We start from the raw sequence: 17280 nt of genomic DNA on the forward strand, positions 1-17280 counted from the left end.
ACATGGCAGTGAGCCTCAGGACGACGATCATCGGCGGCTCCAACACGGTGATGGAGCCGGGCTATCTTGGCCAGATGCTCGCCGCCACCAGTGCCCGCGGGGTCGAACTCGACATCGTCGAGAATCTGGCCGTCGGAGGAACAACCAGCGCCTATGGGTTGTTTCGGCTCAAGGCGACTGATGCCCTCGACCGATCGGACCTGCTCATCATCGAGTATGCGCTCAATGACGCGTTCATCTATGGTGACGAACGTCGCCAGTTCCGCCATTGGGCGCGGCTCTATGAGGGCATTCTCCGCTATGCCCTAGCGCGCAATCCGGCGCTGAAAATCTGTACCCTGGTCTTCGGAGCGCGAAACGGTTCGTGGCTGACCAGTGTACCCGCCATCGATTCCGGTATCCGCTATCTCAGCGATTGGTATGGGACCGGCATCGTCGACATCTCCCGTTCCTTGATGCGTCGGTTTGGCCGTCAGGTCGTCAGTGACCCGGCCTTCTATGTCGATCAGGGTCATTATGCGCGGCCGATTGCCACCGCCATGGTGGCGGACCTGGCGGCCGAGGGGCTCATAGACTGCCTCAACGCGCAAAAAGCGGCATCGATTCCCGTGCCGGTCGATCCGGATCATTTCGGGGATGCCGAGATTATAGACAGCACGGAGATATTCACTCAGGCCGACAGCGTTCCTTTGGCGGAATTCCATAACCGCCGCTTTGCCTTCAGCGCCGCCGATCTTGCCGGACACAAACTGTCCCTCGATATCGTGGGCGGGAAGCTGCTGGCGGTCTTCCATATGAGTTCACCCGATGTGGCGACTCTTGCCCTTCGCAGGAACGACACCCTTCATCATTGTTCGTTGCTGAAGGGCGGTGTCCGTGACGGGAAGTTCAAGTTCCTGGGCGCCATGTTGCCGTGCGAGTTCCTTTATGGCGCCGATCTGCTGACGCCAACTGCGAACGAGCACTACGAATTGTCTCGCGCAGTCACCGATCCCTCGGCCAAGATCCATTTGGCCAAGGACAATGTCGCCACGGGCACGCCATCGCCAACTGAACATCTGCCCATTCTCGGCCTGCTGCATACCGGCACGCGCCGATCTTTCCGTGTCGAGAACGTCACGCCCGCACCCCGCCTACGCGCGGCGAATTCCGCCTGACACGCAGTGAACGCGGCCTCGAGGTCTGCTGCCGGCGGATAGATTTGTTTCTTGTGATCTCCGACCGGATCGCCTTGCTCCGCTGACAAGCAGGGAACGAGGACGATGTCAGGTCGCGTTGCTTTCTTTTTGGCGGCCGACGCTCAAAGGTATGACCAGACGCACCGTCGTCCCAACATTCTCTTTGCTTTCCAAATAGATGGAAAGGTGCAGTCGATCGCACAGCATCTTGGTGATGGGCAGGCCGAGACCTACGCCGCTATTGGCGGCGACATAGGGGTTCCGCAGCGAGCGCGAGAAGGGAACGAAGGCATTGCGCAATTCGTCGGGATCCATGCCAATCCCCGTATCCGTGACGACAATCTCCGTCGATCCGTCTTCGAGTAAGCCTGCGGCCACCTGAATGCTGCCCTTGGGCCGCGTGTATTTCACCGCATTGGTCAGGAGATTGGTCAATATCTGACGCAGGGCCGTTTCGTCGACCCGCACCTCAAGAGCCGGTGGCACCGCGCTTTGCCAGCTGATCTGCTTGCTGGCGCATTGCTGGGCGAGAAGCCGGCGAATACCATCGGCAATGGCATGGACGCTGACAGGTGGAGCTTCGCTGCCCTGCCCGGATCCCTCGAGGCGCGCGAACTCCAGCACCTGTTCGATCAGGTGCTGCAGATGCCGGCCAAGCCCAATGACATCGGCGAGATAGGAGCGTTCCCGCTCGCTCAGCTTTTCCGCCACGTTCATTTCAAGAAGTTCGGAGAAGCCGATGATGCCGTTGAGTGGTGTGCGCAACTCATGGCTCATATGCGCCAGGAACTCCGATTTGATCTGACCGGCCCTGATCGCTTCGTCGAGTGCCAGTTGCGTCGCCTGCATCTGTGATTCGAGATTGTGCGCCATATCAATCAGCGCGATCTCGGTCTCACGAATCTCACGCAGGCCCGCGACGGGCGCCACGAGTTGCCCAAAATCACCACCACGCAGTTTGACAGCATTCCGCTCCAGCCGCTTCAAGCCGGAGACGATCGGTTGCGACAAGGCCATTGCCGACAGGATGGTCACCAGGGCGATACCGAGAACCATCCAGACCACAGCATCGCGCACGCCGACGAACCAGCCGAGCGGGCCTGAGCGCGGCACAGCCACGCCGACCAGCCAGGAAAGTCCGTGAAAATCGATCGGCGCCAGCTCAGCAAGGTATTCTTGATGATCGTAGGAGAGCGCCCTGAAGCCGATTGGATGGGTTCCGGCCGGCGACATGGCAGCCTTCCAGACGGCATCCAAAAGCGACGATCCGATCTCTCCCACCTCCGGCAGGGCCCGCGCGCGATTGCGCATCAGCTTGCGGCTAACTTCCCCGCCCGTCATTTCGGAAGCGGCGATGACTCGCCCCCGATCCGTCAGCAAAAATGCGCGACCGCCGATCTCATGTTCCAGGGTGCCAAAGAACTGGGAGAGGTCAGCCAGGGTTATATCGACGCCGACGACACAAGTTGCGGCGGCGCATTTGGCTGCTCGCGCCACACTGATGCCGGGCTGCTTTGTCGTCCAGAAAATATACGGTTCAGTCCAGCCATCATTGAGACGCCGCTGTGCCGCCGTGTACCAGGGGCGCAAACGTGGGTCAAAACCATCGATCATGCCGGCTTCCGGAATGATCACCTGATAGTAGGCATCGCGCCAAGTCACGGTGGTGTCTCTAGCACGGCGCTGCACATCGATCGTCTTGAACATGAATTGATCGCCGGCGATGGTGCCGATGCGCATGACGTAGGTGAAGCTGCCATCCTCATAGCCGACATACATGCCGGAGAGGCTGGGCCTGGCCATCAACTGCTGCCACATATAGCGCACCAGGGTCGGCCGATCCTGCGGCAGCGTTCCATCGCTGATAAGCTGCGCGGTCACTTCGGCCGCGCGCTCCGCCTCGGTTAGAAATCCGGTCGTCCGGGAAATGATATGCCCATTGGCGCTGCGCATCAGCACGCGCGCAGCGGAATCGCTGCCACGCTGTGCGATCAGGATACCGCCAGCCATGATGGCCAGAGCGGACAGCCCCACCAGCAACGGCAAGGCGACGAGCAGCGCCTTGCGAACAGACCAGAACGGTCGCATTTTGAGGACAATGCTCCTCAAAGCCTGAAATGATCGGATAAACTCCCCGACGCGACCTTACATGAGCCAGTTACGCCTGCAACCATAAAGCAGGTGGAAAGAAGCTTGTCAGTCTGCTTCGATGTCGAGTTCGGCGCCTAGCACGCGCCGAGCGAGGTCGAAGCCGAAGCCGGCACGCGCCATTGCGGCCAGATCTCGCTTTTCCTGTTCCGTCCGCTGTGCACCGGCTATGTGCCGTGCACGATAGGGGCCGAGGCGCCGGCGTTTAGCATATGCAATAGCGGCAGCCTCCTCGGCATTGCCGAACTCGTCAGCCAATCCCCCCAGCGCTTTGCTGCGATCATCCGGATTGATGCCGAGGTGAGCGAGTTTTGCCGCCACCTTCTGGCGCGACGTCCCTCGTCGCGTGAGACTTGCAGCTTTCATACCCGCAAAGGAAGCATCATCCAAAAAACGCTGCCGCTGCAGCTTGGCGATGATTTCGGGAATGGCGGCCAACAGCGGCGCCGGGTCGTCGCCGTGGAAATGCGCAGATTTGCGGATACGCCGTGTCAGCATATCTTCGACACGCTTCCGGCTTGTGGCGAAGCGCGCGAGATAGTCGAGGGCGATCTGATCGAGATCACCGACCGCAAGGCGGCGGGGTCGCCTATCGCTCATTCCAATGGCCGTGGCTCTTGTCATTCCTTCACGCCACCATTGCAGATTCCGCTGGGCTAGACAAATTGCCCGCCCTGGAAAGCGGCGCCGATACCGTCTATCAATTTGCGCCTGCAGGGGTGCGCTTTGGGGGAACAATCGATATGACCGAGTCTATTTTTGCCGCCGGCTATAAGAATGAGTCCTTCTGGTGGGAGGATGCACCCCGGCCGGAGCGCCGTGCCCAGACGCTGCCGGCCAAGGTGGATGTGCTGGTGATTGGTTCCGGCTATACCGGCCTGATGGCGGCACGCGAAACGGCCAAAGGCGGTCGTTCGACCTTGGTTCTCGATGCCGAAGCGGCCGGATTCGGCTGCTCCAGCCGCAATGGCGGCCAGGTATCGACCAGCATCAAGCCCACCTTCGGCGAACTTTCCGGCCGCCACAATGAGCAGATCGCCCACGGCATCCGCCGCGAAGGCCTCAACGCCCTTGGCTATATCGGCGACCTCATCACCAGCGAGAAGCTGGATTGCGATTGGGCCGTGAGCGGCCGCTTCCATGCAGCGCACAATCCGAAACAATATGAGGCGCTTGGGAAAAGCCTGGCCGGCCAACCCAAGGACCTTGCCAGCCCCTATTTCATGGTGCCGAAGGCGGAACAGGCCAAGGAGATCGACAGCCCATTCTATCATGGCGGCGCGGTCTATCCGACGCACGGCGCGCTGCATCCCGGCAAGTATCATCTGGAACTGCTGCGCTTGGCCGAGGCTGCCGGCGCCCAGGTGGTGGCCTATTGCCCGGTCAAAGGTCTTGAGAAGGACGGCGGCGGCTTCACCGTCAGCACAGCGCTGGGTAAGGTGCAGGCGCGCGATGTGATCGTTGCCACCAATGGCTATACCGGGCCACTGACGCCGTGGCACCGCCGCCGGGTCATTCCGATCGGTTCCTATATCATCGCGACCGAGGAGCTACCGCTCGATGTGACGGCCCGCCTCATGCCGACGAACCGCATGATCTCGGACACGCGCAAGCTCGTCTTCTATTACCGCCTGTCACCGGACAAGAAGCGCATCCTGTTCGGTGGTCGTGTCGCCTATAAAGAGAACGACCCGAAGGTGAGCGCGCCGCGCCTCCACTATTGGATGTCGCTGATCTTCCCGGAACTGCAATCGGTCAAGGTCACACACAGCTGGATGGGTTATGTCGCCTACACGTTCGACACGCTGCCGCATATCGGCCGGCAGGACGGGCTGTGGTATGCGATGGGCTATTGCGGCTCCGGCGTGTCGCTGGCGACCTATTTCGGCATGAAGATCGGCCAGCAGGTCCTGGGCAAGGCAGAAGGCCAGAGCCCGCTCGACAATGTGCGCTTCCAGACCCGACCGCTCTACGAGGGCAATCCCTGGTTCCTGGCGCCGTCGATCTTCTATTACCGGATCAAGGATTCGCTGCCGATCTAACGGCGCGCCCGGAAGAAGCGCCGCAACAGGTCGGCACTCCGTTCTTCGCCACTGCCGCCCACCACTTGTGGGCGGTGATGGCAAGTCGGAAGCGTGTAGAGCCTGGGGCCGCTGTCGATACCACCGCCCTTCGGATCCGGCGCGCCATAAATCACCCGGCGCAGACGCGCGAACGAGATCGCGGTCGCACACATCGGGCAGGGTTCCAGCGTCACATAGAGATCGGCGAAGGGCAGCCGCTTCTCGCGCCGGCTGGTGGCGACGGCCTGGATCACCAGCATTTCGGCATGTGCGGTCGGGTCATGCCGTTCCTCGACCCGGTTATGGTCGGCGGCCAAGACCTCGCCGCTGGTCGGATCGACCAGCACGGCGCCAATCGGCACTTCCCCGCGCTCGAATGCCGCTTCGGCCTGGCGGAAGGCCAGATCCATGAAATTGATGGGGGGATGGGGGTGGATTTCAGTCATGGGCGGAGTGTCCCCGCCCCACCCCTGGCGGTCAAGCATAACGGCGCGGCTGAACGGCTATGCGGTAGCCGCTCTTGTTTCGCCCCAGCGAGTGTGAAATAGCTCTTCCTGCCGCCGAGAGGCGCCACCAGCCATTTTCCGGAGATCCCATGACTGCCCCCCTGATCGGTTTGACCCTTGATGTGGACGCGCCCCGCGGCCTTGCCAAGGCACCGCACTACTCCTTGCGCGCAACCTATACCCAGGCGGTCAGCAACGCGGGCGGCTTGCCCATCTGCCTGCCGCATCAGCCGGAGATGATCGACGCCTATGCCGACACGATCGCCGGCCTCGTCGTCACGGGCGGCGGCTTCGACGTCAATCCTGCCCTTTACGGTGAAAACACCAAGCACGAAACGGTGACGACCAAGGAAGGGCGCACCCATTTCGAGCTCGGCATCGTCAAGGCCATGCTGAAGCGCAACAAGCCGGTTCTCGGCATCTGCGGCGGCCAGCAGCTGATCAATGTCATCCTCGGCGGGACCCTCATCCAGCATATCGAGGACGAGGTCACGAATTCCCTGCTCCACGAGCAACCGAACCCGCGGACGGAACCCGGCCACAAGGTCAAGCTGACAGCCGGCTCACTGCTGCAGCGGATCGTCGGCGGCAACGAACTGCCGGTGAACAGCGCACATCACCAGGCGGTGAAGTCGGTCGGTGCCGGTGTCGTCGTCAATGCGGTCGCAGCCGATGGCGTCATCGAGGGTATCGAGGATCCACGCTACAAATTCTGTCTTGGCGTACAGTGGCACCCGGAACTGCATGTCAGCGACGGCGACGGCCGGATCATCAGTGCCTTTGTCGATGCGGCAAAGGCGGCCTGACATCATGGAAAAGAAAAAAGACGATACCGGCGGCGAGCGAATTGCCAAGGTGATGGCGCGCGCCGGTCTCTGCTCGCGCCGCGATGCCGAGGCCTGGATCGAAAACGGCCGGGTCAGCGTCAACGGCAAGATACTGACCAGTGCCGCGATCAATGTGTCGCGCAAGGATACTATCCTGGTCGACGGCAAGCCGCTGCCTGAAAAGCAACTGACGCGCGTCTGGCTCTATTACAAGCCCAAGGGGCTGATGACGACGGCATACGATCCGGAAGGCCGTGCCACGGTGTTCGACAATCTGCCGGTCGACATGCCGCGCGTCATTTCCGTGGGCCGTCTCGACTTGAATTCCGAAGGGTTGCTGCTGCTCACCAATGACGGTGAACTGGCGCGCAAGCTCGAATTGCCGGCGACGGCCTGGATCCGCCGCTACCGCGTACGCGTCAACGGCCGCTTCGATCCCAAATTGCTCGATGGCCTGAAGAACGGCATCGAGATCGACGGCGTGCGCTATGGCTCGATCGACGCTGCGTTTGAGCGCCAACAGGGGGCCAATGCCTGGCTGACCATGGCACTGACCGAAGGCAAGAACCGCGAAATCCGCCGTATCTGCCAGCATTTCGGCTGGCCGGTGAGCCGCCTCATCCGTGTCGGGTATGGTCCCTTCCAGCTCGGCGAGATGGAACCGGGGCAGGTGCAGGAAGTGAAGGGCAAGCTGCTGCAGACGCAGTTGCGCTTCGGCAATGACTGGCGCCCCGACAAAGCCGCTGAAGTGGACGAAGCCCCTTCTCGCCCCGTCTTCAACCGCGGGCCGGACAAGCGCACGCGCGACAAGATGCGCGACGAGCGACCCAAGGCCGAGGCAAGGCCCGGCAAGCCGGATCGCCGCCCGGCACGGCCACTCGAAGAAGAAGATGCGCAGCGTCCGCGCCGCCTGCAGCGCGCCGACCTGCCGCGTTGGTCCGAGCGGTCACGCGGCGAGGAAGCGACGCAAGATGAGCGCCCGCAGCACCGCAAACCCGACACCAAGGCAAAGACCCGCCCGGAGCAGCGCCGACCCGAGAAGACCCGGCGTGACAGTGAGGGCGAGCGCTCCGAGAAATCCGGCTTCAAGTCCGGCTGGGCCAAGAACAAACCCAAGAAGGCGCAGCCGGGCAGCCATCATGGCTTCAAACATCAGCACCGCGACACGGAAGACGGCGGTGAAGAGCGTCGGCGCAAGCCCAAGGCGGCGGCCAGGTACGAACCGCAACCGCGCGACAACGCCCCGTCGCGTGAATCAGGCAAGCCTCAGAGCCCAGGCAAGCCGCAGGGCAATGCCAAGCCGCGTGGGCGCGATGACAAACGCGGGCCGGATGGGCCGCGGGACAAGCCGCGCGGCAAGCCGGGTTCGGGTCATGCGCGTCGATTCCGGTAGTCATCGCGGCACCAAGCTCGTGGTGCCCGAAGGCAAGGATGTGCGCCCGACCTCCGACCGGGCGCGGCAGGCGATCTTCAACATCCTGGTTCATGGCCATGACGCCGTGTCGGATGCCAAGGTGCTGGATGTTTTTGCCGGCTCCGGCGCCTTGGGCCTCGAAGCCCTGTCGCGCGGCGCGCAATCGCTGGCCGCCTTCGAAAAAGACCGCGCTGCTGCCGATTGCATCAAGCGCAACGCCGCAGCGTGTCACGAGACCGAACGCACGGCGATCGTCCTCGGCGATATCATGAGCGCGCCGGATGCGCATCGCTACAAGCGCTTCTCGCCGGCCGACCTCGTCTTCCTAGATCCGCCCTACGGGCAGGACCTCGTTGCCCCGGCTCTCACCGCTCTCGACGGTCGCGGGTGGATCGCCGGCAATGCCCTCATCGTTGCCGAGATGGCGCACAACGACCCCTTCACGCCTCCGCCCGGCTTCGTGCCGGTCGACGAACGACGCTACGGCAAGGCGCGGATCGTGATGCTGCGCAAAGGCGACTAGACTTTTCGCGGCAGCAGAAAAAGAACGAGCCCCAGCACGTTGACAGCCGCGGCCAGAGCGAACGCAATGCCGGCACCCAGCTGATCCCAGGCATAACCCATCGCCGCCGAACCGACGAAGATGGCGATGCCGGCCGACAGATTGAACACACCGAACGCCGTGCCGCGGAGGTGCGCCGGTGCATGATCGGCGACGAGGGCCGAGAAGATGCCTTGGGTGAGCGCCAGATGCACACCCCAGATCGCGGCTCCCACCCAAACCAAAGCCGGCCCCGCCGCCAAGGCCATCGCGACATGGGATGCGATCAATAGCAGGAAGCCAAGCCCGATCACCTTGTTGCGCCCAACCTTGTCAGACCAGCTCCCCGCGAGCGGCGTCAGCGGCACGGAAACAAGGTTCATAACGACCAGCGCCATCGGCGCCCAGGCGGCACTGACACCCACATCCTGCGCGCGCAGGATCTGGAAGGCTTCGGAAAAACGCGGCAGCAGCAGGATGAACAGGAAGCCCATCGCCAGCCAGAACGCCCGGCCAAGCTGCTTCAATTCACTAAGACGCAGCGGAAAGGGGCGTTTGACACGCGCCTCATGCGTCTGCGCTTCCTCGACACCGATCATCATCACCGAGACGGAAAGCAGCGCCGGCACCACGGCCCACCACAGGACCGGCGTCACGTCACCGGCATAAAGCTGCAGCAGCAGGATGGCGAGCAAGGGGCCGATGACGGCTCCCATATTGTCCATCGACTGGCGGACGCCATAGGCATAGCCGCGATGTTCCGGCGCCACCCAATCGGCGACCAGCGCATCGCGCGGTGCCCCGCGAATCCCTTTCCCCAGACGGTCCGCAAAGCGGCCGAAAAAGACCGCAAGCGGCGTGGCAGCGATCGGAAAAAGTGCCTTTGAGCAGGCGGAAAGCGCATAACCGAAAGCAGCGATCCATTTACGGCTCTGCCAATGATCGCTTACGGCACCGGAGAATATTTTGGTGATGGAGGCGGTGGCTTCCGCAAGACCGTCGATGATCCCGACCAGAAAAATGCTGCTGCCGAGACCATTGACCAGCAGCAGCGGCAGCACGGCATGGACGATCTCGCTCGATCCGTCCATCAACAGACTGGTGAGGCCGAGCATCCAGATGGTTCGGGGCAACTTTGGGCGCATATCTTTTCAGACCTAGCGGCGCCCGAACAGACGTTCGATATCGGAGAGCTTCAGCTCCACATAAGTGGGCCGACCGTGGTTGCATTGACCGGAATGCGGTGTCGCCTCCATCTGGCGCAGCAATGCATCCATCTCGGCAGGCAGCAATTGGCGGCCGGCACGCACCGATCCGTGGCAGGCCATCGTGCCGCAAATGTCTTCCAGTTTTTCCTTGAGGCTGAAGGCGGCCCCCAATTCGAAGATCTCTTCCGCAAGGTCGCGGACCAGACCTTTGACATCGCTCTGCCCCAGCATTGCCGGAACTTCCCGCACCGCCACCGCATCATTGCCGAAGGGCTCAATGGCAAGGCCGAGTTCTTCAAGCTCCTGGGCACGAGCCAGCAAGGCGCCCACGAGGCGCGCCGGCAATTCGACAATCTCCGGGATCAGCAAAGCCTGGCGTTTGACACCCGTGCCGGCCAGCGATTCCTTCATCCGCTCCAACACCAGCCGCTCATGGGCGGCATGCTGGTCGACGATGACCATACCGTCCTTGGTCTGGGCGACGATATAGGTACCGAAGATCTGTGCCCGCGCGACACCCAGCGGATAATCCTGGACTGGGGTCTCCGATATCGGTGCCGGAGCGACTCCGCTCGGCCGCGCCAGCTCGCTCGATAGCGGCGCAAAGGCCGCCATCGCCTGCTGAACGACCCCAGCATTGAAGGATCGCGACGGCATCGCCTGATAGACGGACGGACCTGCCGGTGCCGCCAACCCGCTCATGCCCCCAAAGGAAGCCAGAGCGGCGCCTGCGACCGTGGTCGATGCGCGGTGCCCTGCTGCATCGAGGGCACGCCGAATGGCACCGACGATCAAGCCACGCACCAAGGCGGGATCCTGGAAGCGTACTTCAGCCTTGGCCGGATGGACGTTGACGTCGACCAGTTCCGGCGGGCTTTCCAGGAACAGGGCCACCAGCGGATGCCGATCACGGGCCAGAAAATCCTGATAGGCGCCACGAATGGCACCCTGCAAAAGGCGGTCGCGCACTGGGCGACCGTTGACAAAGAGATATTGCGCGGAAGCCGTCGCCCGGTTGAGGGTCGGCAGGCCCGCAAACCCGGTGAGCAGGATGCCCTCGCGCTCGACCGACAGAGCCACGGCATTGTCCGCAAAATCACGTCCCATGACATCGCCCAAGCGCTTCAGGCGGGCCGCATCGGGACTGTCCATCAATCCGGCCTGGGCCGCATCCAGACGCAGGACGTTCCGTCCATCGTCCGAAAGCGAGATTGCGACCTCGGGGTGCGCCATGGCGATGCGCTCCAGCACCTCGACCACGGCATTCTGCTCGGACCGCGCGGTCTTCAGAAATTTGAGGCGTGCAGGAACGGCAAAGAAGAGGTCGCGCAATTCGACCCGGGTCCCCTGCCCCAGTGCAGCTGGCTCTGGTCCGGCCCTCTCGCCGCCTTCGACCCGTATCTGCCAAGCCTGGTCCGCATCCCGCGCACGGCTGGTGATGCTCAGTCGGCCGACCGCGCCGATGGATGGCAGTGCCTCGCCGCGAAAGCCGAAGAAGCCGATATGAACCAGATCGTCATCCGGCAGCTTTGACGTGGCGTGCCGCTCGATGGCGAGCAGCAATTCGTCCCGTGACATACCCTTGCCGTCGTCGGTGACGCTGATGAAGCTCTTGCCACCTTCGCGCAGTTCGACGACGACGCGGCTCGCGCCGGCATCGATGCTGTTCTCGACCAATTCCTTGACCACCGAGGCAGGTCGTTCGATGACCTCGCCGGCGGCGATCTGGTTGACAAGATTAGGGGGCAGGAGACGAATCGACATGGGGGCTAGTCTAGCACTCCTCCGGCACCCAATTGTACGGGGACAAGCCCCCGCTTGCGGCAGGGTCTGGCCGGTGTTTGAATGGCGCCGGATCAACACGTTAAGGGTCGAAAATGAGCGGCGGCGAGCGCGATTTCCCCAGTGGCGAGGATTATGGCCGGTCCCTCAAAGGGTTCGGGCTCAACCTGCTGGTACGTGACGTTCTGCGGACGGTGGACTTTTCCCGTGACATCCTGCGCGCCGAGGTCGCGACGGCCGACAAGGATTTTGCCGTTCTGCGGCACCGCGTGAATGGCCAAGTGCTGGCCGAATGGATGCTTCACGCCGACGGCACCTATCACAGCAACCCGTTGCCGAGCCTCATACCGGCCGACCATCCACGTGGCGCTGGTGCGGAGTTGCGGCTCTATCATGTAGATCCGGATGCAGCGGTCGAACGCGCCCGACAATCGGGCTACGTGGTCCTTGCCGACGCCGCCGACAAGCCGCATGGCATGCGCGAAGCCTATATCCTGGATCCAGACGGCTATTGCTGGGTGGTCAGCCTGCCGCTGCCAAAGAATACGGCCTAGTTGCTCTTATAGGCACGATACCAGGCGACGAATTTCTCGATCCCTTCGGCCAATGACGTTTTTGGCTCATAGCCGAGATCGGCCTTGCTGAGACTGAGATCAGCCCAGGTCGCCTTCACATCGCCCGCCGCGGGTGGGAAGATATTGCGTTCCGCCTTCTTCCCGCACGCTTTTTCCACCAGGTCGATCAAATGATTGAGGCTGACCGGCCGGTCGCTACCGAGATTGTAGAGCCGGTGCGGCATCGCCTGGTCCGTCGCGGGAGGGCGGTCGAGCGCCGCGATCACACCGTCGACAATATCGTCGATATAGGTGAAATCGCGTTCGACACTGCCGTCGCCGAAGACTTCGATCTTCTCACCGGCCAGGATCGCCTCGGTAAAGCGGTAATAGGCCATATCCGGGCGACCCCAGGGGCCGAAAACGGTAAAGAATCGGAGCCCCGTGAGCGGCAGCTTGTAGAGCTGCGCGTAGGAGATGCTCATCAACTCATCCGCCCGCTTGGTCGCGGCATAAAGCGAGGTCGGCGTATCGACGGGATCGTCGATGGCGAACGGAATACGCCGACTGTTGCCATAGACGGAGCTGGAACTGGCATAAACCATATGCTTCAGCTGCGGTGCGTGCCGGCCGACTTCCAAGATATTGAGGTGGCCTGAAAGATTGGGACCGACATAATCGGTCGGATGATCGATCGAATGCCGCACACCCGCTTGGGCCGCCAGATGGATGATCCCGGTCAGGTCACCCAGCCGCTTATGGACAGCAGCGTTCAGCGCCTGGGCGCGGCCGAGATCGGCAAAGACATAGGCGAAATGTGGATGCCGCTCCAGTCGATGCAATCGTGATTGCTTCAGCTTCGTGTCGTAATAGCTGTTCATGTTGTCGATGCCCAGCACGCGTTCGCCGCGTGCCAGCAGCGCCTCGGCAACATGGTAACCGATAAAACCGGCTACACCGGTTACAAGGATGGTCATGGACGATCAGGCCTTGATGACGTTGCGGCCGCGCCAGCCGGCGCGCGCCATCTTGTTGCGGGTATCGATGATGAGCTTCGCGTTCCTGCCGATTTCCTTGAAATCGATCGCATCGTGATCGGTCACGATGAGAACGGCATCGGCGCGCTTCAGATTGGCGGCAGAGAGTTTGACGGAGCGGCGTCCGGCAAGGTGCGGGTGTTCCCGCGACGGCTTGATCGCCGCGATGATCGGATCGTGATAGTCGACTTTGGCGCCCTGCGCTTCCAGAAGGTCGATCAAGGTCAATGCCGGGCTTTCGCGCATGTCATCGACATTCTTCTTATAGGCAAGGCCGATGATCAAAATGCGCGCGCCCTTGAGCGCCTTGCCGGCCCGCTCACTGAGCGCCGTCACCAGCCGGTCGATGACATAGCGCGGCATCGCCGTGTTGATTTCGCCCGCCAGTTCGATGAAGCGGGTTGCAATCCCGAACTCCCGCGCCTTCCAGGTGAGATAAAAGGGGTCGATCGGGATGCAATGTCCACCCAGGCCGGGACCTGGATAAAAGGGCATGAAACCGAAGGGTTTGGTTTTCGCGGCGTCGATCACCTCCCAGACATCGATCCCCATCGCGTCGAAGATGACCTTGAGCTCGTTGACCAAGGCAATATTCACCGAACGGAAGATGTTTTCGGTCAGCTTGACCGCCTCGGCGGTGGCCGGGCTCGTTGCGGGTACGGTCTTTACGACGACTGAATCATAGAGCGCCAGCGCCAGATCGCGCGCCGCCTCGCCATCGCCACCGACCACTTTCGGGATCGCCGCCGTACCATAGGTCTCATTGCCCGGGTCCTCGCGCTCGGGCGAATAGGCCAGAAAGAAGTCGCGCCGGCTGCGGAGCTTCCCGGCCTCCAGCGCCGGTCGCACCACTTCGTCTGTGGTGCCCGGATAGGTCGAGGATTCGAGCACGACCAATTGTCCGGTCTTCAAGTGCCGCGCGATCTCGATCGCCGTGTCGGCGACAAAGCTCAGATCCGGCTCGCGCTGCTTCGAGAGCGGCGTCGGCACGCAGATGATGATGCAATCCATCGCTTTGAGGCGGCGGAAATCGGCGCTGGCCACGAGCTTGCCGGCATTGACCAGGGGCGCGATGCGCCGCCCGGGAATGTGCCGGATGTAGGAGCGGCCGGCGTTGAGCTTGTCGGTCTTGCCCGCATCGACATCGAAGCCGGTGACGGCGAACCCCTTTTCGGCAAAGAGGCACGCGAGCGGCAGGCCGACATAGCCCAGCCCGATAATGCCGATTTTCGCCTTCCGCGCTGCGATGCGCGCCATCAAGAGTTTGGCCGACTTGCTGGTGACGGTCGAATTTCGTTTCTGTGCCATGACGTTAGCTGCTTCCCATTGATCGCCGGCACCCTAGCAAAGCACGCATTTGACGTCACATCTTGTTTCGCCTTGACCTTCCCATGATTGGAAGGACCATATCTCAGTGGCATCCAGAATCGTCCGGAGCCGAAAATGACTGCCAGCACCACCGAATATCGCTTGGGAATCAGCGGGATGACCTGCGCCGCCTGCGCAACCCGCATCGAGAAGGTGCTGCGCAGACTGCCCGGCGTGACCACGGCGGATGTCAACCTCGCCAGTGAGGAAGCGGTCGTGACAGGCAGTGACGCCGTCACCCGCACTGCGATCCAGCAGGCCGTCGAGAAAGCCGGCTACGGCATCCGCGCCGAGGCCGGCAAACAGGAAGTCGACCGGGAGGCTTGGTGGTTGCTTCTCGGTGCGGCCCTCACCCTGCCGCTGCTGGTGCCGATGGTGCTGGAAGTGACGATGGGCGGCATGTGGATGATCGACCCGCGCCTGCAGCTTGCCCTGGCGCTGCCTGTCCAATTTGGGCTCGGTCTCCCCTTCTATATTGGTGCCTGGCGCGCCCTGCGCGGTTTCAGCGGAAACATGGATTTGCTGGTCGCGATCGGCACCAGCGCCGCCTTCGGTCTCAGCCTGTTCATGATGTGGAGCAATCCGCACCATCTCTATTTCGAATCCGCGGCCGTCATCATCGTCCTGGTGCGGCTCGGCAAGTGGCTGGAGAAGCGCGCCAAGAAGCGGACCCTCTCGGCGCTGAGCGCCCTCAACGCCTTGTGGCCGGCCAAGGCGCGGGTGCGCCGTGACGGTATGGAGAGCGAAATTCCGTTGCAGCAACTGACGGCCGGCGATGTCGTCATCGTCCGGGCAGGCGAGCGCATTCCGGCGGACGGCAAAATCCTGGTCGGGGAAAGCGAGATTGACGAGGCGCTCATCACTGGTGAAAGCCGCCCGCGCCCCGTCTCCATCGGTGACAAGGCGATCGGCGGCTCGGTCAATGGCATGGGCGCGCTGGAGATCGCCATTTCCGCCGTCGGTGCAGAAACAATGCTGGCCCGTATCATTCGCATGGTGACGGCGGCCCAAGGCGCCAAAGCGCCGATTCAGCGCCTCGCCGATCAGGTTTCAGCCGTCTTCGTGCCCGTAGTCCTGGCCATCGCGGCGATAACGCTTGCCGGCTGGCTGCTGGCCGGCGCCGGCATCGAAGCCGCGCTCATCAATGCAGTCGCCGTTCTGGTCATCGCCTGCCCCTGCGCCCTGGGGCTCGCGACGCCGGCAGCAATCATGGTCGGCGTCGGTACCGGCGCTCGGCGCGGCATTCTCATCCGCGATGCGGCGGCACTTGAAACAGCCGGCGACATCACTTTGGTCGCCTTCGACAAGACCGGTACCCTGACCGAAGGCAAACCGCGCGTCAGCCATGTCCGCACGATGCCGGGCTGGAGCGAGCGGGATGTCATCGCGATTGCGGCGGCCCTGCAGGCCGGCAGCACCCATGCCCTGGCGGACGCTCTCCGCCAGGCCGCGACCGGCATCGACCTGCCGACCGCACGCGAAGCCTGGGTCATTGCCGGGCGCGGTGTCGCCGCCGAGATCAGCGGCACCCGCTTCATCCTGGGCACGCCGAAGATGATCGAGGAACATGGCATCCCATCGGCACCGCTGGCCGAACCGGCGGCACAATTCGCCGCCGAAGGGGCCAGCGTCTCCTATCTTGCCGAAATTGCCCCGCAGCCTCGGTTGCTCGCCATCTTTGGCTTTGCCGACCGCCTGAAGGAGAGCGCCGCCCCGGCCATCAAGGCCCTGCACGGGCTCGGCATCCGTTCCGTCATGCTGACCGGCGACAACAAGGGTGCCGCGACGAAGATCGGCGCGGAACTCGGTCTTGACGATATCCGCGCCGAATTGCTGCCGGATGACAAGACACGCATCGTCGACGAACTGCAGGCGGGCGGCGCCAAGATTGCGATGGTGGGCGATGGCGTCAACGATGCGCCGGCATTGGCTGCGGCGGATCTGGGCTTGGCCATGGCGACCGGCACCGACGTCGCCATCGAAACCGCCGGCATCGCGCTGATGCGCGGCGACCCGGGCCTGGTGCCGCAGGCGATCGCCCTGGCGCGCGCCACCAAGCGCAAGATCAAGGAAAACCTGGCCTGGGCCTTCGTCTTCAACCTGCTCGGCATTCCGTTGGCGGCTCTCGGCTATTTGAGCCCGATCATTGCCGGCGGGGCTATGGCGCTCTCCTCCGTTGCCGTCATCACCAATGCCCTTACCCTCAACCGCTGGAGGTTCCGGTGAATCAAACACTCAGCATCGGTGCTGCGGCCAAGGCAAGCGGCGTCTCCGCCAAGATGATCCGCCACTATGAGAGCATCGGCCTGCTGCCGATGGCCGAGCGCAGCAACGGCAATTACCGACTTTACGGTCAGCAGGACGTGCACAATCTGCGCTTCATTCAGCGTGCGCGATCGCTCGGCTTTCCCTTGGAGACCATTCGGGAACTGCTGGCCCTCTGGCGCAATCGCCAGCGATCAAGCGCCCAGGTGAAGAAGCTGGCGATGAGCCATGTGACGACGCTGGAAGCGAAGATCGCCGAGATGCAGGAAATGGCCGGCGCGTTGCGGCACTTGGCCGAACATTGCCACGGGGATGACCGGCCCGACTGCCCAATCCTGGATGGTCTGGCGAGCGGCAATCCCGCTGCGGGCCACTGCCATTGAGATCCG

The 17280-nt window shown here is 62.7% G+C and carries 15 protein-coding genes; 8 read left to right on the plus strand and 7 right to left on the minus strand.

Going from position 1 to position 17280, the window contains the following annotated elements:
• Window positions 1–2: 2 nt before the first annotated feature.
• Window positions 3–1157 (plus strand): SGNH/GDSL hydrolase family protein, encoded by a 1155-nt coding sequence (locus ACE3PP_RS20455; protein WP_374385148.1) that lies wholly within the window; start codon window positions 3–5, stop codon window positions 1155–1157.
• Window positions 1158–1265: 108 nt separating this feature from the next.
• Here ACE3PP_RS20455 and ACE3PP_RS20460 read toward each other — a convergent pair whose 3' ends face one another.
• Window positions 1266–3266: a sensor histidine kinase gene (locus tag ACE3PP_RS20460; RefSeq protein ID WP_374385149.1), complete on the minus strand. Its 2001-nt coding sequence runs from the start codon at window positions 3264–3266 to the stop codon at window positions 1266–1268.
• 108 nt (window positions 3267–3374) lie between these two features.
• Complete coding sequence (locus tag ACE3PP_RS20465) at window positions 3375–3926, minus strand: regulatory protein RecX (protein WP_374385150.1); 552 nt, start codon at window positions 3924–3926, stop codon at window positions 3375–3377.
• A 143-nt stretch (window positions 3927–4069) separates the two neighbouring features.
• On the opposite strand from ACE3PP_RS20465, the gene ACE3PP_RS20470 reads away from it, so the two are divergent.
• Window positions 4070–5368 carry an NAD(P)/FAD-dependent oxidoreductase gene (locus ACE3PP_RS20470; protein ID WP_374385151.1) on the plus strand — a complete coding sequence of 433 codons (1299 nt, stop codon included), beginning with the start codon at window positions 4070–4072 and terminating at the stop codon, window positions 5366–5368.
• Here ACE3PP_RS20470 and ACE3PP_RS20475 read toward each other — a convergent pair.
• Window positions 5365–5835 (minus strand): nucleoside deaminase, encoded by a 471-nt coding sequence (locus ACE3PP_RS20475; protein WP_374385152.1) that lies wholly within the window; start codon window positions 5833–5835, stop codon window positions 5365–5367. The genes ACE3PP_RS20470 and ACE3PP_RS20475 overlap by 4 nt on opposite strands.
• 149 nt (window positions 5836–5984) lie before the next feature.
• Between ACE3PP_RS20475 and ACE3PP_RS20480 the strand changes: the two genes are divergently transcribed.
• Genes ACE3PP_RS20480 through rsmD form a run of 3 tightly spaced genes read left to right on the plus strand, consistent with a single transcriptional unit; the run spans window position 5985 to window position 8659 of the window.
• Window positions 5985–6701: a gamma-glutamyl-gamma-aminobutyrate hydrolase family protein gene (locus ACE3PP_RS20480; protein ID WP_374385153.1), complete on the plus strand. Its 717-nt coding sequence runs from the start codon at window positions 5985–5987 to the stop codon at window positions 6699–6701.
• Between the two features lie 4 nt (window positions 6702–6705).
• Entirely contained in the window at window positions 6706–8115 is a 1410-nt protein-coding gene (locus ACE3PP_RS20485) for a pseudouridine synthase (protein ID WP_374385154.1), read from the plus strand.
• On the plus strand, window positions 8096–8659 hold the full coding sequence (rsmD, locus tag ACE3PP_RS20490; protein ID WP_374385155.1) for a 16S rRNA (guanine(966)-N(2))-methyltransferase RsmD: 564 nt from the start codon (window positions 8096–8098) through the stop codon (window positions 8657–8659). The genes ACE3PP_RS20485 and rsmD overlap by 20 nt, the downstream gene beginning before the upstream one ends.
• Here rsmD and ACE3PP_RS20495 read toward each other — a convergent pair.
• The gene (locus tag ACE3PP_RS20495) at window positions 8656–9810 is read right to left on the minus strand and encodes an MFS transporter (protein ID WP_374385156.1); all 1155 of its coding nucleotides are present in this window, start codon (window positions 9808–9810) and stop codon (window positions 8656–8658) included. The two genes, rsmD and ACE3PP_RS20495, sit on opposite strands and share 4 nt — an antisense overlap.
• Window positions 9811–9834: 24 nt before the next feature.
• Window positions 9835–11649 (minus strand): DNA mismatch repair endonuclease MutL, encoded by a 1815-nt coding sequence (mutL, locus tag ACE3PP_RS20500; protein WP_374385157.1) that lies wholly within the window; start codon window positions 11647–11649, stop codon window positions 9835–9837.
• A 113-nt stretch (window positions 11650–11762) separates the two neighbouring features.
• Between mutL and ACE3PP_RS20505 the strand changes: the two genes are divergently transcribed.
• The gene (locus tag ACE3PP_RS20505) at window positions 11763–12221 is read left to right on the plus strand and encodes a VOC family protein (RefSeq protein WP_374385158.1); all 459 of its coding nucleotides are present in this window, start codon (window positions 11763–11765) and stop codon (window positions 12219–12221) included.
• Here the strand turns inward: ACE3PP_RS20505 and ACE3PP_RS20510 are convergent.
• Both ACE3PP_RS20510 and ACE3PP_RS20515 read right to left on the minus strand, forming a co-directional pair.
• Window positions 12218–13198 (minus strand): NAD-dependent epimerase/dehydratase family protein, encoded by a 981-nt coding sequence (locus tag ACE3PP_RS20510; protein WP_374385159.1) that lies wholly within the window; start codon window positions 13196–13198, stop codon window positions 12218–12220. The genes ACE3PP_RS20505 and ACE3PP_RS20510 overlap by 4 nt on opposite strands.
• A gap of 6 nt (window positions 13199–13204) precedes the next feature.
• Window positions 13205–14566 carry a nucleotide sugar dehydrogenase gene (locus tag ACE3PP_RS20515; protein ID WP_374385160.1) on the minus strand — a complete coding sequence of 454 codons (1362 nt, stop codon included), beginning with the start codon at window positions 14564–14566 and terminating at the stop codon, window positions 13205–13207.
• A 135-nt stretch (window positions 14567–14701) separates the two neighbouring features.
• On the opposite strand from ACE3PP_RS20515, the gene ACE3PP_RS20520 reads away from it, so the two are divergent.
• Together ACE3PP_RS20520 and cueR are read left to right on the plus strand one after the other, a co-directional pair.
• Window positions 14702–16852, plus strand: coding sequence for a heavy metal translocating P-type ATPase (locus ACE3PP_RS20520; protein ID WP_374385161.1), 2151 nt, complete (start codon window positions 14702–14704; stop codon window positions 16850–16852).
• Window positions 16849–17274 carry a Cu(I)-responsive transcriptional regulator gene (gene cueR, locus ACE3PP_RS20525; protein ID WP_374385162.1) on the plus strand — a complete coding sequence of 142 codons (426 nt, stop codon included), beginning with the start codon at window positions 16849–16851 and terminating at the stop codon, window positions 17272–17274. The genes ACE3PP_RS20520 and cueR overlap by 4 nt, the downstream gene beginning before the upstream one ends.
• The last annotated feature ends 6 nt before the right edge of the window (window positions 17275–17280 follow it).

Origin of the sequence: Dongia sp., from assembly GCF_041910485.1 — a bacterium.
Taxonomy (GTDB): domain Bacteria; phylum Pseudomonadota; class Alphaproteobacteria; order Dongiales; family Dongiaceae; genus Dongia.

Bases quoted from the DNA above. Each gene is read 5' to 3' on its own strand.
- ACE3PP_RS20515 (WP_374385160.1), bottom strand. From the start codon at position 14,566: ATGGCACAGAAACGAAATTCGACCGTCACCAGCAAGTCGGCCAAACTC.
- ACE3PP_RS20510 (WP_374385159.1), bottom strand. From the start codon at position 13,198: ATGACCATCCTTGTAACCGGTGTAGCCGGTTTTATCGGTTACCATGTT.
- mutL (WP_374385157.1), bottom strand. From the start codon at position 11,649: ATGTCGATTCGTCTCCTGCCCCCTAATCTTGTCAACCAGATCGCCGCC.
- ACE3PP_RS20480 (WP_374385153.1), top strand. From the start codon at position 5,985: ATGACTGCCCCCCTGATCGGTTTGACCCTTGATGTGGACGCGCCCCGC.
- ACE3PP_RS20470 (WP_374385151.1), top strand. From the start codon at position 4,070: ATGACCGAGTCTATTTTTGCCGCCGGCTATAAGAATGAGTCCTTCTGG.
- ACE3PP_RS20520 (WP_374385161.1), top strand. From the start codon at position 14,702: ATGACTGCCAGCACCACCGAATATCGCTTGGGAATCAGCGGGATGACC.
- ACE3PP_RS20455 (WP_374385148.1), top strand. From the start codon at position 3: ATGGCAGTGAGCCTCAGGACGACGATCATCGGCGGCTCCAACACGGTG.
- ACE3PP_RS20465 (WP_374385150.1), bottom strand. From the start codon at position 3,926: ATGAGCGATAGGCGACCCCGCCGCCTTGCGGTCGGTGATCTCGATCAG.
- ACE3PP_RS20485 (WP_374385154.1), top strand. From the start codon at position 6,706: ATGGAAAAGAAAAAAGACGATACCGGCGGCGAGCGAATTGCCAAGGTG.
- ACE3PP_RS20475 (WP_374385152.1), bottom strand. From the start codon at position 5,835: ATGACTGAAATCCACCCCCATCCCCCCATCAATTTCATGGATCTGGCC.
- rsmD (WP_374385155.1), top strand. From the start codon at position 8,096: ATGCGCGTCGATTCCGGTAGTCATCGCGGCACCAAGCTCGTGGTGCCC.
- ACE3PP_RS20505 (WP_374385158.1), top strand. From the start codon at position 11,763: ATGAGCGGCGGCGAGCGCGATTTCCCCAGTGGCGAGGATTATGGCCGG.
- ACE3PP_RS20460 (WP_374385149.1), bottom strand. From the start codon at position 3,266: ATGCGACCGTTCTGGTCTGTTCGCAAGGCGCTGCTCGTCGCCTTGCCG.